The following is a 21,825-nucleotide window of genomic DNA, read 5'->3' as shown; positions in this document are numbered from 1 at the left end:
TGATGAGTGCGTAGCTTGATTGAACAACAAAGTTGAATCAGCGACACTTGCAAACGGCAAAGGCCATCAAGACGAAAAGACGAGACTGTTAAACCATGACCCGAAGAACAGTTTTAAAGGTCTAAAATAACAAGTAGGTATGCTTATCAATCACCACCATTATTCGGATGACTATCTCAAACAGATACTCAGCGAAGTCAAAACAATTGCCCTTGTGGGAGCCAGTCCTCGGCCAGATCGAGATAGTTATCGATGCATGGAAGCACTGCTTAAAGCGGGTTACAGGGTGATCCCTGTTAACCCTCGCGAGGCGGGCAATATGATCCTCGGTCAATGCTGTTATGAGTCGTTAGCCTCTATCGGACATCCTGTCGATATGGTCGATATATTTCGTTCGTCAGAAGCCGCCTTAGGTGTGACCGAAGCAGCGATTGCGATTGGTGTTAAAGTGGTCTGGATGCAGCTTGATATTTTTAATCAACAGGCCGCCGAATTGGCACAGGCTGCTAATATCAAAATGGTAATGGATCGGTGTCCGAAGATAGAATTAGAAAAACCCTATTGGACTAGTAAAGAGAACGCAAGCTTACCCCATGCACAAAACCAGTCAGGAGAGACGTTGATGGTAAATCAGTTGGGCAGTGATATCTTACTCAGTGAGGTGTCTGAAGGTATTCTAAGGTTAACATTAAATGATCAAAAGCGTCGTAACGCTTTGTCTGAACGAATGATAGCAGAGCTATCCGAGGCATTTTCAAAGGCCGCTATTGACCCGTCTGTCCGGGTGATTGTATTGGCGGCTAAAGGCCCTGCGTTCTGTGCAGGTCATGATCTGAAAGAGATCAACGCGGCACGGTCTGCCCAGGACAGCGGTCAGTCTTACTTTATCTGGTTGTTTGATACCTGCGCAGCATTAATGCAGCTTATTGTGAGCAACCCTAAACCCGTTATTGCAGAGGTGGATGGGGTAGCCACAGCGGCTGGCTGCCAACTAGTAGCAAGCTGCGATCTGGCGATGGCTGCAGACGCGGCGTTATTTGCTACTCCTGGGGTGAATATTGGTCTCTTTTGTTCTACACCAATGGTGGCTTTGTCCCGCAATGTCTCTAATAAGCATGCGCTGGAAATGCTGTTAACCGGCGATATGATTGATGCGCAAAAGGCTCAGCAAATTGGGTTGATCAATCACTCTTTTGGCACTGCAGTCTTAACTGAGAAAACGATGGAGATGGCCGCCAAGATCGCGAAAAAATCGTCCATGACATTAGCACTGGGTAAAGAGGCATTTTATAAGCAGGCAGAAATGCCGCTCACCGATGCTTATATTTATGCGTCTAGGGTGATGGTCGATAATATGCTCAAGCACGACGCGGTAGAGGGGATTGATGCTTTTATTGGAAAACGCGCTCCTGACTGGCAAGACAAGTAAGCGCGGGTATGACTAACATCTATGATCAGGACCTCGACCAAAATAAGGCTAACTATCAGCCCCTGACGCCATTGACATTTCTGGAGCGTGCAGCGACAGTATTTCCTGATCATATTGCAATGATCCATGGAGAAAGACAAATAAGCTATGCTGAATTTTATCGCCGCTGCAGACAGTTTGCATCGGTATTAGCCAGGCATGGTGTCGGGCGCGGTGATACCGTATCCGTTATGTTAGCGAATACGCCAGCCATGCTTGAGGCTCATTATGCTATTCCTATGTGCGGGGGGGTGCTACACGCAATGAATACTCGGTTAGATGCTGGCGTAATTGCGTTTCAGTTGGATCATGTACAGAGTCAAGTACTGATCACCGATACTGCCTTCTTCGAGACTATCTCTACAGCCCTTGATTTGGTCAATGTGACGCCATTGATAATCGATTATATGGATCCCGAATTCCCACAAGTGGGAGATCGTTTGGGTCGTCATGACTACGAAGTATTAATGACATCTGGTGATCCCGACTTTGCCTGGTTGATGCCTCTAGATGAATGGGATGCCATAACGGTTAACTACACCTCGGGTACTACTGGCGATCCCAAGGGAGTGGTGTATCACCATCGCGGAGCTTGCCTCTTAGCTCAAGGTAATGTGATCACTGCCTCTATACCTAAACATGCAGTGTATCTTTGGACGTTGCCGATGTTTCATTGTAATGGTTGGTGTTTTCCTTGGACCATGTCAGTGATCACAGGCACGCATGTATGTCTGCGTGAGGTTCGCACCGAGGCTATTTGGACTGCACTGGCGGATCATCAGGTTACCCATCTGTGCGGAGCACCGGTTGTGATGTCAACGATCTTAGCTGCACAAGAGCAGCAAAGGCCTGCGCTACGACAAGCAGTTGAGTTTTTTACGGCCGCCGCACCGCCCCCCGAATCGGTGCTTTTAGAAATGCAGCAGGCCGGATTTAATGTGACCCACCTTTATGGTTTAACTGAAGTCTATGGTCCAGCCGTGGTTAATGATTGGCACACCGATTGGGACACATTGGCCGTGACAGAGCAGAGCACGCTCAAAGCGCGACAGGGTGTGCGATACCATGCCCTAGAAGAACTCGATGTGCTTGACCCAGAAACCATGTGTCCAGTAGCCCGAGATGGTAAAACCCTAGGCGAGGTGATGTTTCGTGGCAATGTGGTGATGAAAGGTTATTTAAAGAATAAACAGGCCACAGATGAAGCGTTTATGGGAGGGTGGTTTCATTCTGGCGATCTTGGTGTAATCTTCCCCGATGGCTACATTCAGTTAAAAGATCGCTCCAAAGACATCATCATTTCTGGTGGAGAGAATATTTCGTCGATTGAAATTGAAGAGGTATTACACAAGCATCCCCAAGTAATGGCAGCCGCTGTGGTGGCCATGCCTCATTTGAAATGGGGGGAAACGCCCTGTGCCTTTGTTGAGTTGGCTCCGAATGCACATATTTCGACTGATGATTTGATTGACTGGTGTAAGCAGCAACTGGCTAGTTTTAAGGTGCCCCGCCAGTTTGTCTTTGAACCCATCGTTAAAACCTCTACCGGTAAGATTCAAAAAGTTTTATTGCGACAGAAGGCAGCAAAATTATTTGAGGAAAAAGGGATTTAATCTTCCGTAATGATGTGGATAGTGACTTTGTTGGATTGGCCCGGCCTTGCCCGTTTAAGCCTTATGCCCATTACATATAAAATATGATCCGATTGCCTCACCCTCAATCCCAGTAGGTTTTGTTGCTGCAAAATACCTTTTTATCACCTTAGCAAAGTGTGAAATCAATGGCAGAAAAAGGATCCACTTTCTTGTTTAGTCAAAGTTTCAGGATGGATTAAATAAAACGACCATTGCTAGAATATCAAAGGTAGATAGGACGAGTCCGAACAAATCTAAAAATCTAAAAAAAGTGTGCAGCAAATTGCTTGAATATCAACTTACTTGGATTAGACGATAATCCCTCACTCAGACGTCAAACTAAATTGACTCCATTTAAGAATCAAAATTGACTGGACCTTATTAACAATAACAGCCACTCATCTAAATCAGGTCGATTAATCTCGACGGATATCCTGCTTCACATTGAATAGAATTTCGCTGTGTGGTTCAGCTATCGATTGTGTATTGCCTGATACATGAATATTTTTTCAGTTCACCAAGCGTTCAAAACATCCTCAACATTTCCAAGACGTGCAGGATAGTTGTAACTAAACTGCAAATGGAAATGATTCATTGGATATCCCCAAAAATGGCTTTTTAAAAGATAGATATTGAGTTTTAGAACGAAGCGCATTTGATCAGCAATATATGATTACACAAATATGAGTAACGGAAGTTAGCTGCCCAAGGGTGGTTAAGTAGCAATAATTTGAGCCTACCTATTCGTTTGGAGGCGCCTGCCCGGCAACGGGATAAACAGAAGCGCTTATAACGTCATGGGCTAACAAATAAATAATGACACATCATCTTGAACAAATAGCTGTATGTACACAGTTGGATTGTCATGCGTTGGTGATAATACACAAAGCCGGTTAGCACACAGTTGATATTGATGGAACTTGAACCACTGCCTGGAAAGATGCTGCAGAAGGCAGATAACCGGTGATAAACCCATGCAGTAGAGAGCGGCTAGAGGGATTCATCTTGCATTTAGTTCGTACAATTTCATACAAGTATTTCATAGTTTTATTTAATAACCTGAGTAGTACTAAGCCAGATATATTGTTCACTGATGCGTTATTTTATGTGGGTCACCATACAAGTGAGCGAAAAAATAGATAGATTTGTAAGTTTTTCCTTCTATTGAGGCGGTGTTAAACCTGACGATGTGTAGGTGTCTTTTTTTGTTTTGCTGACGTTATTGACATGTGACACGGATTATTTGGTGCAGACCACCCTGCGGATGGCCCTCCTCGCGAGGGTTGCTCCCGCGGGGGCCCGCACAAACATTCCATGACCAATTCATCAGGAATGAATTAAGACAAAAAAAGTTGCGCGTGAGGTGAAAAATAGGAATGTTTCTGATTTAAACCAGTTTTGCCATAGTTATCTTCGGCATATACACCTTCAAAATAGAGCACATGAAAAGCTGGTTTAACCCTCCAAGATGCCAATACGCCGTAATCAAAAATTAATAGGTGGCCTTTAGGCATCTCGATAAGTCTGTACTATGAATAGTTTATCAAAAAACGGTTTATCAAAAATAGTTTTTCAAACTGAGTTTTGGCTCCCCCTAAATTAATTTTCGCTGCAAATACAACAGTCTCTGACTTGTTATTGAAGAAACGCATTTTTTGCCTCTCTGATTGAGTCAACAATTTGTTTACCTGGTTCTATAATCAAGCAGGTTCGTAATTTACTTTTTCCAAAAACCGAAAGTGACGCAAAGTCTTCTTTTAGAATAGGTAAGTGTTGATAATCTAAATCAATATCTTCGCTTTTACCGACATCACTTTTATTGTTAGTATCCAATCTCGTGCCTATTTCATTATAAAAACCTTCACTACCATCTGGATCATGCAAATATAAACACCTTTCATCAGCGTGGGTTATCGCAACCCAATGGGGTGTTTTTTTACCATTAAATTGATAAGTGCTAATAAGACAAATGACACCTAAACCTTTCGCCAATGCCGCCTCAATTTGCGACAGTTGTATTTCAGTTTTATGTACTCGTAAATCTGCGTCCTTGGCCTTTTCAATAAAATCTTGTTCCACAATGCGCATAATTGATTTTTTATGCTCACTGCGGACACCGTCAACAAACAAGTTATTAACTTGTGTTAAGTAAACCTCAACCTCAAATCCACGTTCATGAGCGGCTAAAGCAAGCCCTAACGGGTGGCAACCGCCATGCCCTGAGGTCATAAAAATAGTCGTTGCATGACGCCAAATATCGATTTCAGTCGCTTGATCAAATCGAGAGTTTTTATGCAAATATTTCATCGCCATCATCAAAGCACTTGGGCCACAGGTAAAGTCTGTGGTCTGTTTGTACCAAGGGTAGAAATCCACTTTGCTGGCCATCGTCGTTTGCTGTATCGATTTCTGGAAACGCAGTGCGTCTGCGCCTGTCTCATAATATTGGTGATAGATACCAAACTTGCGATAACCCAATTTTTTATACATTTTAATAGCCGTGAGGTTGTCCTGTGCTACCTCCAGACGCATAAATAATCGTTGCTCCGTTATCGTCAATTCTTCAAGCTTTAGCAACAGTGCTTGCGCAATGTTTTGTCCTCTTGCTTTTGCCAATAATGCAAGCGAATACAAGCGCCCTGAACGACTGCCGTTGCGCAAAATCACAAGACCATAACCCAATACCTGATCAGCTTTTTGAGCTAAAACTAAAATACCATGCGCTGCTTTTATCCAATAACTTATGCGCCTGCGCGACAACCTGTCATTTTCAAAGCACTCAAGCTCGATGTTCTCTAAAGCATCTAAATCTTGCATAGTTGCCAGCCGTAGTTGAATATTATGCGCAGAAATGACCAGCGTATTAGCGACCACGTGCTTCTAGCCTGTTAGCAAACTCTTGCATAATGATCATGTACAGTTCTTTGCCAAGATATAAGTCTTCCACTTTCGACTCAATACTCGGATTATCATTGACTTCAATGACATACACTTTGCCATTAGCTTGTTTAATATCAACACCATACAAACTTTTTCCTATCATTGAACACGCTTTAACCGCTGCATCAAGCACTAGCTTTGGTACTTCAAACGTTGGCAATGTTTCAAACGCACCTGACGTATTGGTTTTTGAATCATGGTTATATATTTGCCAATGGCCTCTCGCCATATGATAACGACAGGCATATATAGGGCGACCATTTAATACACCAATTCGCCAATCAAACTCAGTAAAAATGTATTCTTGCACCAAAACTAATGCTGACTCATGTAACATTTTTTCTAGTTTATTCTTAAGTTCTTCAACGTCATTGACCTTGAATACGCCCATTGAAAATGAACTTTCCGGCAGTTTTAATACCATGGGGAAACCGAAGTCTTCAGCTAACTTTTCGCACGTTAGGGTATGGTTATCTGATACAAAATGACTGCGAGGCGAAGGTACCTTGTGATAACTAAACGCGTCATGTAAAAACACTTTGTTACAGCATTTCAAAATACTAGTCGCATCGTCCATAACCACTAAACCTTCTTGCTCAGCTTTTCGAGCAATATGGTACGTAGGGTGATTAATAGCCGTTGTTTCACGTATAAACAAAGCATCATAATGTGCGATATTTGCTGCCTGTGTCGAATTTATGACTTCGGCATTAATACCAACCAGCTTTGCCGCTTTTATAAAGTGCTTGATGGCTTTTGAATCGCTTGGAGGCCTGGCTTCGTCTTCATTACACAAAATAGCCATGTCCCAACGAGCCGGCTTTCTCTTATTGCCGCGACGCCACGTCTTTAACATATAGTCATGTAACGCTTTCGCCAGTTCGGCTTTGCCACTGGTTTCAGCTATTTGCCAATCACCAAAACCAACAGTCATCATTGTCGCATTAGCTTGTTTACTTACCGAAACGCGTAAGAACGGTGCTGGGAAACGCTCAAACGCGAACTTTGCAATTGCGCTCATAGAAGGTGTTTTTGCGCTACCGAAGAACACCTCGCAATGGCTGCCGTCTGAGACCTCGTCGCTTAGCGCTTTTGGCAAGGTAATCGTTTTCATTTGTAAAGATTGCTCTTGGCTCTCAATGATCAAATCATTGATGGTATTGACGCTAGGCAGCACTTTATGAGTTCTTGCCTCGGCCAGAAGAGAACAGTAATACCCTTTACTCAAATATCTATCCGTGGCACACAAATTAATGACACGCATTTTGCCCTCATCACGTTTGGGATATTCAGATAAATACCTATCAAAATCAATCACTTCAAAATCATGCAAATCTAATTGACTAAATTCATCAGGTGAGTCAACAACAATTAATGTCGTTATCATTTTTGGTTCCAAATAGAAGAAAAGTTAGGGTTTATAACGCGCGGAATATAGTCTTTACTTGCATTATATCAAGATAAAAATAAGCGTACTCGAGCAAAATAAATTGCTCTTCAAGAACAATTTTTTTTGCTCGCATTTATGCCTTAGCTACATACAATTAGCAGCTCGATACACATATTAATTTAGAGACTTTATGAAATACACATTACTAGTGGCAAGCTTGATTTTTGCTACATCTGGGTTAGCAGAAGACCTTCCTGTTGCCGATGCAGGTGTTATTATGGAATATAAAGAATACTGTAAAGAAGTTGCGGATGAAGAAGGAACGAGTAAATCAGCGATGGACGAATTCCTATTAACTTGTATAAATGACGAGTTAGAATCCGAAGGGTTTCAGCCTATTACCAAGTTACCCAAATAATAAAAAACTGCACTTTCTTTGAAGGTGCAATTTTTTATATATGGGGTCTTTTGACACGATTATTGCACTACTAATTGCACCTCTAATTACGCCTCTAATTACATATATTCGATGACATCTTCCATACTCGGAGTTTTTTGTCTCTTCAATTTATCTAAGTAGGCTGGTGTACGAATTGCTGGCACAAGTTTCAAGGGTGTGAAGTTGGTTAATACATGCAGTAGCTTAAGGTCCAAAAATGCATATGACGCAATCGGCAATATTCAGTAACCTTATTCAGCACTTTGCGAACCATATGAAGTGAACCGGATCGAAAAAATACCTAGGTCTCAGGAATGATCAAGATACTGAACACTGCTTAACTAATATTGGCCGCCAGACCAATTTCAAACTCGCCATGAACACCTACTAACATTCCGTTAGAGCCTTTGACTTATACAGGCAACATATGACAGATTGCTACGAAGTGGCATGCTGCCTCTAAATAGTGGCATGCTTCCTCTAAATAGTGGCATGCTTCCTCTAAATAGCGGCATGACTTCCACACTGTCGCTATCGCAATAGCCATAATAAAGATGATTTAGGCGAGTTCAGTTAGCACGTGGTTCCGAATTCGTAATCGATTATGTTGATTCTATGGTAGCCGATGCCATATCGGCTATTCAAATTTCACTTATTTGATAACGGAACATTTTCAAGTAGCTTAATGATATAAAGGTTATTGGTTAATTTAGCTAGGTCAATGAGATAGCTTTTTTCAAGCTCTTGCATCGGTTGATTAGCTAACAATTCTTTTACCAATAACTCTTCACCATTGGCTATGGCGGTTTTTAAAGCCGCAAAGGTCGCAATACTGTGTTCATCTTGATCAGACATATTAAATCCTATTGGTCTAGTTAGGTTAGTTCTGGTTTTGTTGCCTACTGATAACGCTTTATGTGACGGCTAGCAGTAACAATTGACTGCGTTATTAATGCCGTTATCTGTATCAATTAAATAGTTCCTAAACTTAACTGATAACAAATAAGTCCATAAAAAGGTTTACTGGTGTTACCTCAAGTGTGCCTTGATCTTTACAAAGTGTTGAGATCTTTTGACATTGTTGACTTGGGAAACGAGATGCTAGGTTAGATTTAAATTTTTGCTCCAACAGCGGGATGCCTTCTTTACGGCGAAGGCGATGACCAACTGGGTATTCTACGACCACTTCTTCAGTGCTGCTGCCATCTTTAAAAAAAACCTGAATAGCATTGGCGATAGAGCGTTTATCTGCTTCTAAATACTCTATGGTAAAGCGCTTATCTTCGACAATTTCCATTTTATCACGAAGTTCATCGATGATGGGATGTGCATTGTGAAAGTTGTCTTCGTAATGATCCGCGGTTAAATTGCCAAATGCCAATGGAACCGCAATCATGTATTGCAAACAATGGTCGCGGTCCGCAGCATTGGCAAGCGTCCCCGTTTTTGAAATGATACGAATGGCAGACTCGTGAGTCCGGACTACGATTTTCTCGATATCCTTTAAACAAGCACTGACCTGAGGGTACAAAATAACCGCTGCCTCTGCAGCAGTTTGTGCATGAAACTCGGCTGGAAAAGAAATCTTAAACAAGATGTTCTCCATCACGTAAGAGCCGTAGTCTTGAGAAAACGAAAACTGTCGTTGAGCCTCTGGTTTGAGGGCTTGGTCTTTGTTTGTTTTAGAGAAAGAGACGTCATAAAACCCCCATTGCTCTGCGGTTAATGCGCTTGGTATACCCATTTCTCCGCGCATCGACATGTCAGCCAAACGCACTGCTCTTGAGGTTGCGTCGCCAGCTGCCCAAGATTTACGAGAGCCTGCGTTTGGTGCGTGACGATAAGTACGCAGAGCAGAGCCATCGACCCATGCCTGAGATACTGCCGCCATTATCTGCTCTCTATTGCCGCCCATCATTTTGGTAATAACCGCTGATGATGCAACGCGTACTAATAATACATGGCACAAACCCACTCGATTGAAAGCATTTTCTATAGCGATCACCCCTTGAATTTCATGTGCCATCACCATGGTCTCAAGTACTTCTCGCATAATAAGAGGTGGCTCGCCTCTCGATAATCTAACTTGAGACAGATGATCTGCTACAGCCAGAATAGCGCCTAAATTATCTGATGGATGCCCCCATTCAGCAGCTAACCAAGTGTCGTTATAATCTAACCAACGAATCATACAACCAATGTCCCACGCGGCTTTTACCGGATCTAGCGTCAGCGATGTTCCTGGCACTCGGGCCCCATTCGGTACAACCGTTCCTTGTACTATAGGGCCGAGGTGCTTGGTGCATTCAGGAAACCGTAGTGCCAGTAATCCACAACCTAATGTGTCCATTAAACAGTTTCTTGCGGTGTCTAAAGCTTCTTCGCTGGTGACGTTATAATTTAATACATAATCGGCAATGTCTTGAATGACATGATCATAATCTGGACGGTTGTTAACATCTGCATTGCTGTTCATTTTGTATCCTTATTTGTTGTGCACGGACTTGGCATAAGTTCTATTAAAAATGTACATTTAGGTTACTTACGGGTGCTTTAGTATATTGAATGAGGTGATAGTGTTATGGCTGACTATGTTTCAGTCGTTAATAAATAAGAAACCGGAAATCTATCATCCAAGTGACCACATCAATCTTTGAATCTGTGCTCAGTGTTTACAGTTTTGTGTCACCTACAACGGCTTTTGGTTCTAACCTTTCGATAAGTACAGCTTCATCTATATTGGTCAACTCTTTAGCAACATCGAGTACCGTTCTGTTTTCTGTATAAGCTTTTTTGGCAATTTCGGCACTTTTGTCGTAACCAATCAGACTCGTCAAGGCTGTGACTAACATAGGATTTCGTGCCACACGTTGCGCAATTTTTGCGTGGTTTATTTGCATGCCTTTGATAGCTTTATCCGCCAGTGAGGTGCTACAAGTAGCTAGTAGTTGAATACTTTGTATCAAAGTATGGCCGATTAAAGGCAACATGGTGTTTAATTGAAAGTTGCCAGACTGAGCTGCCAAGGTGATGGTAATGTCATTACCCATCACTTGAGTACATCCCATCAGCACTGCTTCGGGGATCACAGGGTTCACTTTTCCTGGCATGATACTGCTGCCTTTTTGAAGCTCAGGTAAGTGTATTTCATTTAAGCCATTTAACGGTCCGCTACTCAGCCAACGGATATCATTACTGATTTTACTCAAGCTGACGGCGGCGGTTTTGAGGTTACCACTGATGCTGACAGCTGTGTCTTGAGCACTGATTGCATGAAAGTAATTGTCAGCTGGAGTGAACACCAATCCGCTACTTTCTGATAATACGCGAGTCACGACAGCGCCAAATTCTGGATGTGTGTTGATACCCGTTCCAACAGCGGTGCCCCCAATAGCGAGTTTACATACGCTTTGTAAGTTATGTTGGAGTTGGGTATGTATGAAGTTAATCTGATCTCGCCAAGCACTTATCTCTTGCCCAAAGCTTAACGGCATCGCATCCATAAGATGGGTTCTACCGGTTTTGATAGTATCCTGATGTTCCTTGGCTTTATTATCTAAAGTATCAACTAGGTGGGATAGGGCAGGCAGTAGTTCGTTTTCGATAAGTGTAGCTGCACTTAAATGAATACACGATGGGATAACGTCATTAGAGCTTTGTCCTAAATTTACTTCATCCAAAGGGTGCACCGATAGTTTTCCTTCGCTTTGTAAAGCAACAAGGGAGGCAATCACCTCATTAGCATTCATGTTAGTACTAGTACCTGAGCCAGTTTGAAATACATCGACCGGGAACTGATCGTCGTAGAAGCCGTTAGCCACACTTTGAGCGGCAAGTTTGATCGCCATCGCTTTGTCTGGCTCAAGTAACCCTAGCTCCATATTGGCGATCGCAGCAGCACTTTTCACCTCACCCAGTGCCCAAAGAAAGGCACGAGGCATTTTCATCTCACTAATGGTGAAATTTACAAGCGCTTTAGCCGTTTCTTCCCCATACAAAACCTGACTGATTTGAACTGGGTTATTCGTGTTTGTGACGTTTGTTGTTGTCATGTTTTATCCTTGATTTTCAGCCCATGGAATGACGTGCTTTCAATACTTTTTTTGCAAGGCGACTAATAAAATTTTTATATAATTGACCATCTGCATCACAGATTCAAAAGTGTGTATCGTCATATGCGGCTTATGTATTAAACCTATCACTTAATCGAATCATTATATGCCCTGTAGTTTTTTCTTAACTTGTTCTAGGTATTGACTGTCATTTAATTTATCTGAACGATATTCAGGGCACGCCTTTATCTGCTGCAAACTTATATTGCAACTAACCGTTTGATTCCCCCAATTAAAAGAATCAAACTGTTCTGGCGAAACAAGTACGTGTTTGCCACCAGGTAACCAGTCTCGCGTATCTATCACTAGATATCTTAGGGACCAGTTGTAGGTATCCCAAATAAAGTCATAGATGTAACCTTTTTTACCATCCACGGCATCAATGCTGTAATGTGCCAGCTCATTAGCCGAACGCAAGTGGTTTGCTGTCTCAAAGTTGTCATCTGCAACATTGTCAGTTTCAGAATTGTTAGTTTCAGAATTGCCAGTTTCAGAATTGTTAGTTTCTATATTCTCAAAAGGCAGTATATTTCCATGAAATAGCGCGGTCGGGTATGCGTACTCTCCCCATGCACCTTCTCCAGTCCAATAATAGCCGTAACCAAAATAATCGTAATAGATTTTTTCAAACTCTCTAGATACAGTTTCATGTTCTTCAACTTTGGGGCAATTCTTCACCATGTCTTTTGACAGTGACACCGTCATTGCATAATCATCGGTACTAAACTCAAGCAATGAAATAGGACTGATGACTACTTTTTGACTCAGTGGCAGCCAAGGTTGGGTATCAACTACCAAAAACCGAATTGTTAAAGACCTATCGTCAAAATACACATCTTTTGCTTGACCTAAGTCACCATCAGTTGCCTTAATGGTGCTTCCGCTTAATTCTTTTAGACTAACTAACATTGTGTTCTCCTCATTGATGAATTGATTTATCGACTTCTTTCAAAATCACTTATGGATCTATGCATTAGTCATATTCATAAAAAGCATTCAAAAAAAACTATAAAATATTGCCTTCCCTTAACGGCAAATAGTTAACAAGCTCACTTTAGATAAATCGGAAATTTAATTAGTGTACGAATTATTATAGCGCACCGATATGTTGAATGCATTTCAAGCCACGATAAAATTTTCTAATCATAAAGACATTAAACTTGACTGTAACGTGTTGTGTTATTATTACGTCTAAAAATAAAGAATAGAATACTAATTATTATTTTTTATACAATTTTATGTCGAATGCCAAATATAATTATAGGTGTTAGTCATGCTCTTTTATCAGCGCACAGTAAAAATTTGCAAGGAAAGGTTATGAAACACAAAATAAGAGAAGCAAATCGAAGGCATGCTCCACTTGAACGCAGCTTTCTTAAGCTATCATCACCCTTAGAAGCCTTTATTAACAGCCAAGCTATGGCCGGAATAGCGTTATTTATTGCTGCTTTACTGGCTATTCTTATGGTTAACGTTGGCTGGCAACACCAATATGAAAGCCTAAGTAAACTGGTACTCGCAGTTTCAATCGGGGACTGGGAAATCAGTCACTCAATACACTATTGGATCAATGATGGGTTGATGGTGTTATTTTTCTTTATCTTGGGCTTAGAAATTAAGTATGAATGTTTAGTAGGGGCACTGAGCGATCTCAAAGACGCCGCCTTAGTGATTGCTATGGCGATAGGGGGCATGGTGCTACCTGCATTAATATATCTGCTAATTATCGGTATAGGTGGAATAGACGCTTATCAGGGCTGGGGTATACCTATGGCAACGGACACAGCTTTTGCTATCGGTATTTTAACATTACTAGGCACTAAGGCTCCTCGAGCCGCCGCTATTATACTTACAGGCTTAGCTATTGTTGATGACATGGGTGCTGTTGCGGTTATCGGCCTTTTTTATACAGAGGAAATTGTGGTTAGTTCGCTTTTATGGGCTGGATTGACATTAATCGCAATGTTATTGATGAACTTGCTAGGCATAAGAAAGGCTTCATTTTATTTTATCGGGGGCGTTCTATTATGGTGGTTTATTCTTCAATCTGGAATTCATGCTACGACGGCAGGAATTTTGGCGGCCTTGATGGTGCCCACACGTCCTTATGCCAACAAGGTTTGGTTTCAACGTAAAATGAAAAACGTGGTTGATAATTTTGAAGAGGTCAACCAACCAAACTCCACTATTCTTGAAAGTGGGGAGCAACACGCACTAGCGGTTGAAGCCGAAGATATTGCTAAAAAAACCACTACACCGATAATACGCTGGGGTAACTCGCTTGATAAACCCGTCTGTCTTGTCATATTACCGTTATTTGCTTTTTTAAACGCGGGTATGTTGATACCCACCGATATCCCTGAGTTTAAAGATGCTGTGGTCACATTGGCCGTTTTATTTGGTCTTGTATTGGGTAAAGGCATAGGTATCAGTATTTTTGCTTGGTTATCTTTAAAAATAGGCATAGCCCGGCTACCCAAGGGCGTAGATTTTTATCACATCGTGGGTATTGGTTTCTTGGCTGGTATTGGGTTTACCATGTCACTATTTATCTCCGCATTAGCATTCGAGGGACAACCTGAATTAATTGAACAAGCCAAATTAGGTATTTTATTTGGTTCAATTATCGCTGGGATCCTTGGGACCTTATTTTTGCTATTTGCGTCTAGAAAATAAATTAAGGTTTGACCATTTCCACATTAATAATTTGACAGAAGTAGGGGGCTCAAAACAAACCTAACTTAAAAAAGGAGCCCACCGAAGTTAGTAGTAAATGGGCTTTGTGAATCTTGTACCTTGAGAAATTCTGACAATACAATTAATTGTCGGGTTGTTGACTTAAGTAGTCACGTAAATAACTAATATTTGCTTTATTTAGAATGATTAATAACCTGCATTCTGGCTAAAATTTTTACTGACAGGTATAGCCACCATCAATCACTAACTCATTACCTGTCACGAATTTAGGTTCATCCGATGCCCAAAACAATACGCCATATATTGGCATTGCAGACCATCAAAATAATTTTTTTCGATCCACCGCTGCGACCGTAATTGGCACATTTGCGACACATAGCGAATGGCTCAGGGCGTGAAGCAGACGATGGGCTAATTAGTTTTTCAACCACTAATGCCCATATCTTTGCACTATAATGTTCCAGCATACCTACAATAAAAAACACGGGCGCAAAAACACCAATCGATGACCTGGGCGCAAAGACTTAAACGGGTTTTTAACATCGACATTGAAACCTGTGAGCAATGCGGTGGTGCGGTTAAAGTTATAGCGAGTTTGCATCGACTAATCGGCAGGAAAGCCGATTTGCAAAGCGCATGCTGCCCGTAGGGTTACACACAGGGATGTGTCTAATGAACTCCGTTGGTGATCCAAAAGATACTTAGTCACCTGAATACAAAGAATGACGAAGTCGTCGAGCTATTACCCCCACAAAGTCGAGCACCGCCTCAGATAAGTCTATTTGAATAAAAGCCGTTCATCATCATAAGCAATATTCTGAGCTGGTTTACACAACAGCGGGAAGCGCTTGTCTTGAATTCTGAATTATGTAGAAACAGTTGATTAATAGACGAAAAATAGCCGACTTTCACTCCCTTAAGAATATAAAATAGATGTCAATATGGAAAGTATGAGGCAACAAGTATTTTGATTTTATGAAAAATGACATTTTATTTTATCTATACTCAGTCAAAGAAGATATCAAATTTGAAATTGCTTGCTGTTAGTATATCCTCAACAATTCAACCAAATAGCTAGATAAGAATATGAAAGTAAACTAACCTGCCTGAAAAAAGAAGTTACATGGTCAGCTGATGGTGAGTTTCGGCTATTTTGTACCAAACGATGTCATTAATCGATTTAGGCCAACGGGCTAACGAAGAGAACGCTATCCCCTCAGGCGCTAATAAATATGCTGAAACTTCTTTACCCGATATGAATATTGATATAGAAGATATTGAGAAAATGATCGCACAACAAGATCAAGACTTCTTTAACAATTAGTCCTTGTTTGCTGCCTTTTCTCCAACTAATACTCTTATTCAAAAAAACACCATTTTTAATATGCTTATTTTATCAAGGTAAACCATTCAATGTCACAACATAGCGTCGTAAATAAAATCTTAATTACCGCGGGTACACATGGTAATGAAATGTCTGGTATAGAATATGTAAAAAACCTGCAAGCTAATGAGAAAATACGCGCTCAGCTATTGAGTCAAGCAAGTGACATTGATATTAAATTGGCTATAGTGAACAAACTCGCTGTTGAAAAACGAACTCGCTATGTTGAAGAGGATCTAAATCGACAATTTAGCCAAGAGAAGTTGAGTGTGTTAGAGGGTGACAATCTAGAGCATCAACTGGCTATTGAGTTTAACTTAACCTTTGGCCCTAAGTTTGAGCCTACCAAAGACCTTGTCATCGATATTCACAATACGACAAGTAATATGGGACCGACGTTAATTATCCTGCAGTCTGATGAGTTTCATCAGAAAATGGCTCAATATGTTAAAGCGAACATGCCTGAAGCGATTATTCTTATTGAAGATCATATCCCTTTTAAGCAGCACCCCTATTTATGCACCATTGGTAAAACAGGAGTTATGATTGAAGTTGGCTCGCAACCGCATAGTGTACTAAGGCCCGCAGCGTACTTGCAAACAGAAAAAATGACCAAACTGATCGTTACTTTTTGTGATCTTTGGAACAAGCAGACATTGGGTCATTTAGACGTTGTTGATGCTTTTCGCTTAACTGAAGAAATCTATTTTCCTTTATGTCCCGCCGGAAATAAGTTAGCAATGATACACCCAAGCCTACAAAACAATGACTTTATGATATTAAATAAAGGGGCGCCGGCTTTTCTCACTTTTGAAGGGGAAACCCTGAACTGGGAAGGTGAAGATGGAGTGTTCCCGCATTTCATTGGTGAGTCAGCTTATTATCACCTTAACATTGCGTTTGCACTGTCTCTAAAAACGTATATTTAACGTTACTAAATATTAGCCAAGGCCTGCACTGGAAAGTCATTCGCACTGAATAGTACACTTAGCATATTGACTACCTTCGCTTCTACTATTTCTTTAATGATTGAAAAACCTAAAAGTGCTTTTTATAACTTAACCCAGAAATAGAAGATAAAACCATATCTGCAATATCCCCGGGGGCTTGGGTAGCGTTTAAGTAACACTTCTCTTGCCCGCTTTTTATTAAGCGGGTTAGCTCTTTTACAGCTGGTAAGTAGCATCGGTTGTAGTGTTCCTATGACATTTCCTTATTCGACAATGCCTGACTAATCATCAACTGGTCAAAGCGCACAATTTGCGGGTCAAAAGGAATATTAACTACGTCGATACAGAATGATTGCAGCATATTTTGATATTCTACTTGGCTGTGAACCACGACTTTAGATGGCTCATGAATCCGAGCAACTTCTTGTGTTACAAAGGCTTCTAACAGCACTTCTTTACTCTCAAAGTACTTATATAATGTTATTTTTGAAGTTTTTGCTGCTCAAGCCAACATACCAGTCTTCAACGCAGGCACGCCAAATTCAAAGAATAAACTCCTTGCGGCTGCTGCATTTAGCATCTTCACGCCTCATATTTAGGGCTCTGTTGATTATATCGATTACTCTCGAGCGACATAGTTTTACCTTTATTATTGCTGTCTTACACCTTCAATATCTAAGTAGTAAATTAATACATATCGATTTTGTGTACGACAAGGTATTAACAAAGAGACAAGGTATTAATAAAGACACCCATTTTATTTTCGCGGACATTGAGACGGGCGTTTTATTTAATACTTACTTAGGCGCTGCAGTGACTAAGGCACTATTAACATCGGCTGGCTTATGGATGACCCAGCAGGTTCAATCAATCAGTACCGTTTATAGCTACGAGCTTTTAAAAGCATAAAATTTTGAGTTATGCTGCGAATTACTGCAATTCTATGAATTAGATTAACTCAACAAGTGCCAAAGTAGTTTAGCCATGACGGTTCAATTTAGAGAAAAAACAATTATTATTACTGGTGCATCTGCAGGTGTATGCGCCGCTTGTGACCGGGCCTTTGCAACTCAAAAAGCTAATCTGGTGTTATTGGCTAGAGGTCAACCATCACTGGATTTAATTAAAGAGGAACTGTCGTCGCAGACTAAGGTACTTACCGTGGCTATGGATGTAGCAGATACCGAGCGATGTTTGGCCCTGTTTGCCAAGGTTGAGCTGGAATTTTGCTCTGTTTACGTACTGGTGAACAATGCTGGTATACACAGCCGAGGCAACCTTGAGACTGTCTCTCCTACAAATGTAGGGCTATGGTTGATATCAATATTCGCGTTCCCCTGATGATGTCTTGTGTAGCTATTCCCTATCTGCGCTGGGCTGGTGGCGGTGCAATTGTTATGGTCGGCTTACTTGCAGGCACGGCTCCTTTGCAGGGCGCTGCAACCTAATTACGCATGCAATAATATTGATATGGACACCTGTCGTATATATTAATTAGCGAGCTTTGAGTCGAGGATAAGTCAAAATCAACGGCCGTACGGCGTTCGCTTTTCACCCAATAAAATTACCTGTCCTGCTCTGTAATTTTGTGGAAATAACAAGAGCGGTAAATATACTAATCGAGCACTGGGTAAATGTGTGGCGGATAGACAATGCAAAACCATGATGCTATCCGCCAATAGCTCACTCTAGTGTTTTGACCGGTAGCACAATTCGAGATTGATATTGACCAGCATGATAAATTGAATTGTTTGCCACAACGGCTTCAATTTCATCATAATTATTGCCTCCGGTATTTAGGTTACGCATATATTGCGGAAACTTACTTGATGAAACTTCAAGTCTGATTCTATGTCCCGCTTTAAATAGATTGCTGGTTGATAAAGGACTGAAATTTAGTTCATATACTTCACTTTTTTTCATAAATACCGGTTTTTCATAACCTTCGCGATAACGTGCCCGCTGAATAGTATCGTCCACATTGTATGCAACTCCTTCAGGATCTACATCAACTAGCTTCACAGTAAAATCAGTATCTCTAGCGTCAGATGAAACATATAGCGTAATGTCAATATGCCCTGTAACTTCAATATCTTTATCAAGTGGCTCACTGGTATAAACGAGCACATCTTGCCTAGCTTCTATCGCTCTTTGATCATAAGAGCCGCCAAGTGAAGCACCCGAGTTACAACACACACTGCCACCTAGTGCTTGCACAGGATTCATAGGATCGTATTGATAGTTATCTTGCTGAGACCTGGATGATTTTACCCATTGTAATTTACCATCACCATATAGACTGTTAGCCTTGCCGCCACTGGTTAAAAACAATGTCATAGGTTTAGAGCTTTTAGGTGGCCAATTATCTGCAGTTTGCCATTCATTGGCGCCCATGATGAAGTATTTCACCTTCTGATTGTTCTTCTTGAAATCACTCTTTAAGTCTTTCATCCAGTAATCAAACCATTCAATAATAAGCGTATCAGGATCCAACTTGACTCGTCCCATATTTCTTTCGCCAACAATTAAATCGTCGTATTTCGGAATTCGCCAAAAACTACAGTGCAGATTTGGGGCAATAACCATGTATTGGTTATCTCGCACTTCGGGATCTGATGCATTTTTAGTAACGTGGTTAAAGAGGTCTAAATTAGGGCCTTGAGAAACGTCATACCAACTATTAAGCCAGAGTGCGGGAACACCAAAGTCCTCTGTATCGTGATACAAACCACCTTTTAACCACTCGGGATCTCCAGGAGTGCGTTTTATCATTTCTAAAAAAGGCCCGTCATTTCCATTTATACTTTTAAACCATGATTCAAGTGGCAGTTTTTTAGTTTGTTTCTTCCAGTCAACCTTAGGCATCTTCGCGGCTAAGTCATAAGAATTACGCAGCCTTTGTAACTGCTCTTGCGATAACCCATCAGGAAACTTTGGCGATAGATTTTGTTGCACACTGTATAGCCAAATACTAAATAATGTTTGATGAACCCCTCCTTTATACCAGTTACCTTGTTCGGTATATCGGCCCACTTTTCCAATACCAGCGCCTGCGGCAGCTGGGACCATTGCGGTATGTGCTGGATGATTTTGTGCAGCTAAACCTAGTTGCCATTCGGCTGAGGATGAACAGCCAAAGGTGCCCACTTTGCCCGATGACCATTCTTGTTTTTCAATCCAGGATAAAGTGTCATAACCATCGGTACGCGGATGACCGAGGATTTGCCACTCGCCTTCTGAATAAAATCGGCCCCGTTCATTTTGAACAACAAAGGCATAACCATTTTCTATAGCAAGCTTAGCCATACGCAGGCTGCTTCGCTGCAACTTATTCTCATTGTATGGGGTCTTTAGCAATATCGTAGGGAGTTTACCCACTGCACTTTTTGGCCGATAGACATCTGTTGCCAAACGCACACCATCGCGCATGGGCATCATAACCATGGTTTCGCTAGTTGCCATGTCCATTAACGCTTTGTAGTCTTCTTTGTCATCTGCTTGTGCAGCTGAAGACAAGATAAGATTCATCACCAAACAACTAATAAAAAGCAAAAGTTTCATGTTCATAATTATTCCTTTATTTGGCCAACAACATAGCAGAGCTAAGACTTCCCAGGGTAAAGAGTATCAAGTAGCTGTTATAAAATTACTTTGAACTTTAAGGACTGCATAGGCTGACTTATGGTGTAAATATTTTGAAATCATTGATAAAATAAACCATCAACGTGAGCTATGCAACAGGCTTTGATTTTGTGGATTTTGGTTCAATGCATCCATCAATGCTTGGACCTACGCATTTTTAAAGTATCGGAAAACGCAAAAATAAGCAGTAAACTGACTCTGGCGATATAACACCGATAATTTAATATAGTAGCTTGCACCAAAGAGTCGGCAACGCGTGACAATAACACCAGCCTTACGAAATAAGGCAAAAAAAGCATTGCCGACAGGGCAGGAAAAAACACGGGCACAAAAACACCAATCGATCGATCTAAACTAGACACACATTATAATAAATTACCCAATCACAGCCTAATCAACAAGCAAAAAGTGATGGGTATGTTCTGTCTTTTTGATTTTAAATTTCGAAATCTGAGCTTTTGGGGGATGTGGCGTGTTGAAAGTAGCTAAATAACTCCTCCCAGTCAAATTACAGGCAACGCCATTGAGCACAGGCTGTGAAAGTAGCTTTGAATGTGTGTAATGCTGGACTGATCAGGCGTGTTGAAGTAAGACTCTGGCCTTTGCCATACCTCGTATACGTTGATGGTTTGTGTGATGTTTGAATTGTTGCAACATATGTTCACTGCCAACGGCGGTGCTGAAGTGTTTTTCGAACTCGGTAGTGAGAGTCAACCATTGCTCTGAGTCGAGGCCGAGGCGCGCTAAAATGGGGCTATGATGTTGCTCTATATAACCTGCTTTATCCTCTCGAATACAGCGCCCTGTGCAATCCACTAATTCACAATAGTCAATCAAGCTGAAAGCCATGCCTTTAGGCATGTCTTGTCTGTGATTGCCCACAAAACGCATCAAGTTTTTAGGTTGTTCGCCTTTGAGCTGTCCTTAGCTGTCATTAATCGCAATGTTATTGATGAACTTGCTAGGCATAAGAAAGGCTTCATTTTATTTTATCGGGGGCGTTCTATTATGGTGGTTTATTCTTCAATCTGGAATTCATGCCACGACGGCAGGAATTTTGGCGGCCTTGATGGTGCCCACACGTCCTTATGCCAACAAGGTTTGGTTTCAACGTAAAATGAAAAACGTGGTTGATAATTTTGAAGAGGTCAACCAACCAAACTCCACTA

17 protein-coding genes and 2 pseudogenes are annotated in these 21,825 nt (G+C 41.3%); 9 read left to right on the top strand and 10 right to left on the bottom strand.

Annotation, left to right across the window (positions count from 1 at the left end; translation table 11 throughout):
- Nucleotides 1-139: 139 nt before the first annotated feature.
- Together QZ562_RS21240 and QZ562_RS07110 are read left to right on the top strand one after the other, a co-directional pair.
- The gene (locus tag QZ562_RS21240; protein WP_363315331.1) at nt 140-1,429 is read left to right on the top strand and encodes an enoyl-CoA hydratase; all 1,290 of its coding nucleotides are present in this window, start codon (nt 140-142) and stop codon (nt 1,427-1,429) included.
- An 8-nt stretch (nt 1,430-1,437) separates the two neighbouring features.
- Complete coding sequence (locus QZ562_RS07110) at nt 1,438-3,081, top strand: acyl-CoA synthetase (RefSeq protein ID WP_293758716.1); 1,644 nt, start codon at nt 1,438-1,440, stop codon at nt 3,079-3,081.
- A gap of 1,656 nt (nt 3,082-4,737) precedes the next feature.
- On the opposite strand, the gene QZ562_RS07105 is transcribed toward QZ562_RS07110, so the two are convergent.
- Both QZ562_RS07105 and QZ562_RS07100 read right to left on the bottom strand, forming a co-directional pair.
- Nucleotides 4,738-5,919 (bottom strand): GNAT family N-acetyltransferase/peptidase C39 family protein, encoded by a 1,182-nt coding sequence (locus QZ562_RS07105; protein ID WP_293758715.1) that lies wholly within the window; start codon nt 5,917-5,919, stop codon nt 4,738-4,740.
- 46 nt (nt 5,920-5,965) lie between these two features.
- Entirely contained in the window at nt 5,966-7,429 is a 1,464-nt protein-coding gene (locus tag QZ562_RS07100) for a RimK family protein (protein WP_293758714.1), read from the bottom strand.
- A 193-nt stretch (nt 7,430-7,622) separates the two neighbouring features.
- On the opposite strand from QZ562_RS07100, the gene QZ562_RS07095 reads away from it, so the two are divergent.
- Nucleotides 7,623-7,850: a hypothetical protein gene (locus tag QZ562_RS07095; protein WP_293758713.1), complete on the top strand. Its 228-nt coding sequence runs from the start codon at nt 7,623-7,625 to the stop codon at nt 7,848-7,850.
- A gap of 669 nt (nt 7,851-8,519) precedes the next feature.
- On the opposite strand, the gene QZ562_RS07090 is transcribed toward QZ562_RS07095, so the two are convergent.
- From QZ562_RS07090 to QZ562_RS07075, 4 genes are all read right to left on the bottom strand, one after another.
- Complete coding sequence (locus QZ562_RS07090) at nt 8,520-8,726, bottom strand: hypothetical protein (protein WP_293758712.1); 207 nt, start codon at nt 8,724-8,726, stop codon at nt 8,520-8,522.
- A gap of 133 nt (nt 8,727-8,859) precedes the next feature.
- Nucleotides 8,860-10,347, bottom strand: a complete 1,488-nt coding sequence (locus tag QZ562_RS07085) for a bifunctional 2-methylcitrate dehydratase/aconitate hydratase (protein WP_293758711.1) — start codon at nt 10,345-10,347, stop codon at nt 8,860-8,862.
- Nucleotides 10,348-10,543: 196 nt separating this feature from the next.
- The gene (locus tag QZ562_RS07080; RefSeq protein ID WP_293758710.1) at nt 10,544-11,923 is read right to left on the bottom strand and encodes a class II fumarate hydratase; all 1,380 of its coding nucleotides are present in this window, start codon (nt 11,921-11,923) and stop codon (nt 10,544-10,546) included.
- A 162-nt stretch (nt 11,924-12,085) separates the two neighbouring features.
- Nucleotides 12,086-12,892: a PRC-barrel domain containing protein gene (locus QZ562_RS07075; RefSeq protein ID WP_293758709.1), complete on the bottom strand. Its 807-nt coding sequence runs from the start codon at nt 12,890-12,892 to the stop codon at nt 12,086-12,088.
- Between the two features lie 408 nt (nt 12,893-13,300).
- Here QZ562_RS07075 and nhaA point away from each other — a divergent pair, with 408 nt between their 5' ends.
- Nucleotides 13,301-14,659, top strand: a complete 1,359-nt coding sequence (gene nhaA / locus QZ562_RS07070; protein WP_293758708.1) for a Na+/H+ antiporter NhaA — start codon at nt 13,301-13,303, stop codon at nt 14,657-14,659.
- A 293-nt stretch (nt 14,660-14,952) separates the two neighbouring features.
- Here the strand turns inward: nhaA and QZ562_RS07065 are convergent, their stop codons facing one another.
- The gene (locus tag QZ562_RS07065; RefSeq protein ID WP_293758707.1) at nt 14,953-15,165 is read right to left on the bottom strand and encodes a hypothetical protein; all 213 of its coding nucleotides are present in this window, start codon (nt 15,163-15,165) and stop codon (nt 14,953-14,955) included.
- A 621-nt stretch (nt 15,166-15,786) separates the two neighbouring features.
- On the opposite strand from QZ562_RS07065, the pseudogene yacG reads away from it, so the two are divergent.
- Nucleotides 15,787-16,004 (top strand): annotated as a pseudogene (gene yacG, locus QZ562_RS07060) (DNA gyrase inhibitor YacG).
- An 89-nt stretch (nt 16,005-16,093) separates the two neighbouring features.
- A complete protein-coding gene (locus QZ562_RS07055; RefSeq protein WP_293758706.1) occupies nt 16,094-16,993 on the top strand; it encodes an aspartoacylase in 900 nt (299 codons plus the stop codon).
- 271 nt (nt 16,994-17,264) lie between these two features.
- Here QZ562_RS07055 and QZ562_RS07050 read toward each other — a convergent pair whose 3' ends face one another.
- Nucleotides 17,265-17,465 (bottom strand): hypothetical protein, encoded by a 201-nt coding sequence (locus tag QZ562_RS07050; RefSeq protein WP_293758705.1) that lies wholly within the window; start codon nt 17,463-17,465, stop codon nt 17,265-17,267.
- Nucleotides 17,466-17,620: 155 nt separating this feature from the next.
- Here QZ562_RS07050 and QZ562_RS07045 point away from each other — a divergent pair, with 155 nt between their 5' ends.
- Together QZ562_RS07045 and QZ562_RS07040 are read left to right on the top strand one after the other, a co-directional pair.
- Nucleotides 17,621-17,923, top strand: coding sequence for a hypothetical protein (locus tag QZ562_RS07045; RefSeq protein WP_293758704.1), 303 nt, complete (start codon nt 17,621-17,623; stop codon nt 17,921-17,923).
- Nucleotides 17,924-17,998: 75 nt separating this feature from the next.
- On the top strand, nt 17,999-18,355 hold the full coding sequence (locus QZ562_RS07040; protein WP_293758703.1) for an SDR family NAD(P)-dependent oxidoreductase: 357 nt from the start codon (nt 17,999-18,001) through the stop codon (nt 18,353-18,355).
- A gap of 342 nt (nt 18,356-18,697) precedes the next feature.
- Here the strand turns inward: QZ562_RS07040 and QZ562_RS07035 are convergent, their stop codons facing one another.
- Nucleotides 18,698-20,581 carry a CocE/NonD family hydrolase gene (locus QZ562_RS07035; RefSeq protein WP_293758701.1) on the bottom strand — a complete coding sequence of 628 codons (1,884 nt, stop codon included), beginning with the start codon at nt 20,579-20,581 and terminating at the stop codon, nt 18,698-18,700.
- 648 nt (nt 20,582-21,229) lie between these two features.
- Nucleotides 21,230-21,562: pseudogene (locus QZ562_RS07030) on the bottom strand (transposase); the annotation flags it as partial.
- A 37-nt stretch (nt 21,563-21,599) separates the two neighbouring features.
- On the opposite strand from QZ562_RS07030, the gene QZ562_RS07025 reads away from it, so the two are divergent.
- Nucleotides 21,600-21,825 (top strand): Na+/H+ antiporter NhaA (locus QZ562_RS07025; protein WP_293758700.1); only part of this gene is annotated, 226 nt, incomplete at its 3' end.

It is taken from the genome of uncultured Paraglaciecola sp. (genome assembly GCF_913058035.1).
In the GTDB taxonomy this organism is placed as follows: domain Bacteria; phylum Pseudomonadota; class Gammaproteobacteria; order Enterobacterales; family Alteromonadaceae; genus Paraglaciecola.
Note: the sequence above shows the minus strand (reverse complement) of the source record. Positions and strands in the feature narration are given on the sequence as shown.

What these genes read in the sequence shown, in the direction of transcription:
- QZ562_RS07100 (WP_293758714.1), bottom strand. Translation starts at nt 7,429, where the DNA reads ATGATAACGACATTAATTGTTGTTGACTCACCTGATGAATTTAGTCAA.
- QZ562_RS07055 (WP_293758706.1), top strand. Translation starts at nt 16,094, where the DNA reads ATGTCACAACATAGCGTCGTAAATAAAATCTTAATTACCGCGGGTACA.
- QZ562_RS07085 (WP_293758711.1), bottom strand. Translation starts at nt 10,347, where the DNA reads ATGAACAGCAATGCAGATGTTAACAACCGTCCAGATTATGATCATGTC.
- QZ562_RS07110 (WP_293758716.1), top strand. Translation starts at nt 1,438, where the DNA reads ATGACTAACATCTATGATCAGGACCTCGACCAAAATAAGGCTAACTAT.
- QZ562_RS07105 (WP_293758715.1), bottom strand. Translation starts at nt 5,919, where the DNA reads ATGCAAGATTTAGATGCTTTAGAGAACATCGAGCTTGAGTGCTTTGAA.
- QZ562_RS07040 (WP_293758703.1), top strand. Translation starts at nt 17,999, where the DNA reads ATGACGGTTCAATTTAGAGAAAAAACAATTATTATTACTGGTGCATCT.
- QZ562_RS07075 (WP_293758709.1), bottom strand. Translation starts at nt 12,892, where the DNA reads ATGTTAGTTAGTCTAAAAGAATTAAGCGGAAGCACCATTAAGGCAACT.
- QZ562_RS07080 (WP_293758710.1), bottom strand. Translation starts at nt 11,923, where the DNA reads ATGACAACAACAAACGTCACAAACACGAATAACCCAGTTCAAATCAGT.
- QZ562_RS07095 (WP_293758713.1), top strand. Translation starts at nt 7,623, where the DNA reads ATGAAATACACATTACTAGTGGCAAGCTTGATTTTTGCTACATCTGGG.
- nhaA (WP_293758708.1), top strand. Translation starts at nt 13,301, where the DNA reads ATGAAACACAAAATAAGAGAAGCAAATCGAAGGCATGCTCCACTTGAA.
- QZ562_RS21240 (WP_363315331.1), top strand. Translation starts at nt 140, where the DNA reads ATGCTTATCAATCACCACCATTATTCGGATGACTATCTCAAACAGATA.
- QZ562_RS07090 (WP_293758712.1), bottom strand. Translation starts at nt 8,726, where the DNA reads ATGTCTGATCAAGATGAACACAGTATTGCGACCTTTGCGGCTTTAAAA.
- QZ562_RS07035 (WP_293758701.1), bottom strand. Translation starts at nt 20,581, where the DNA reads ATGAACATGAAACTTTTGCTTTTTATTAGTTGTTTGGTGATGAATCTT.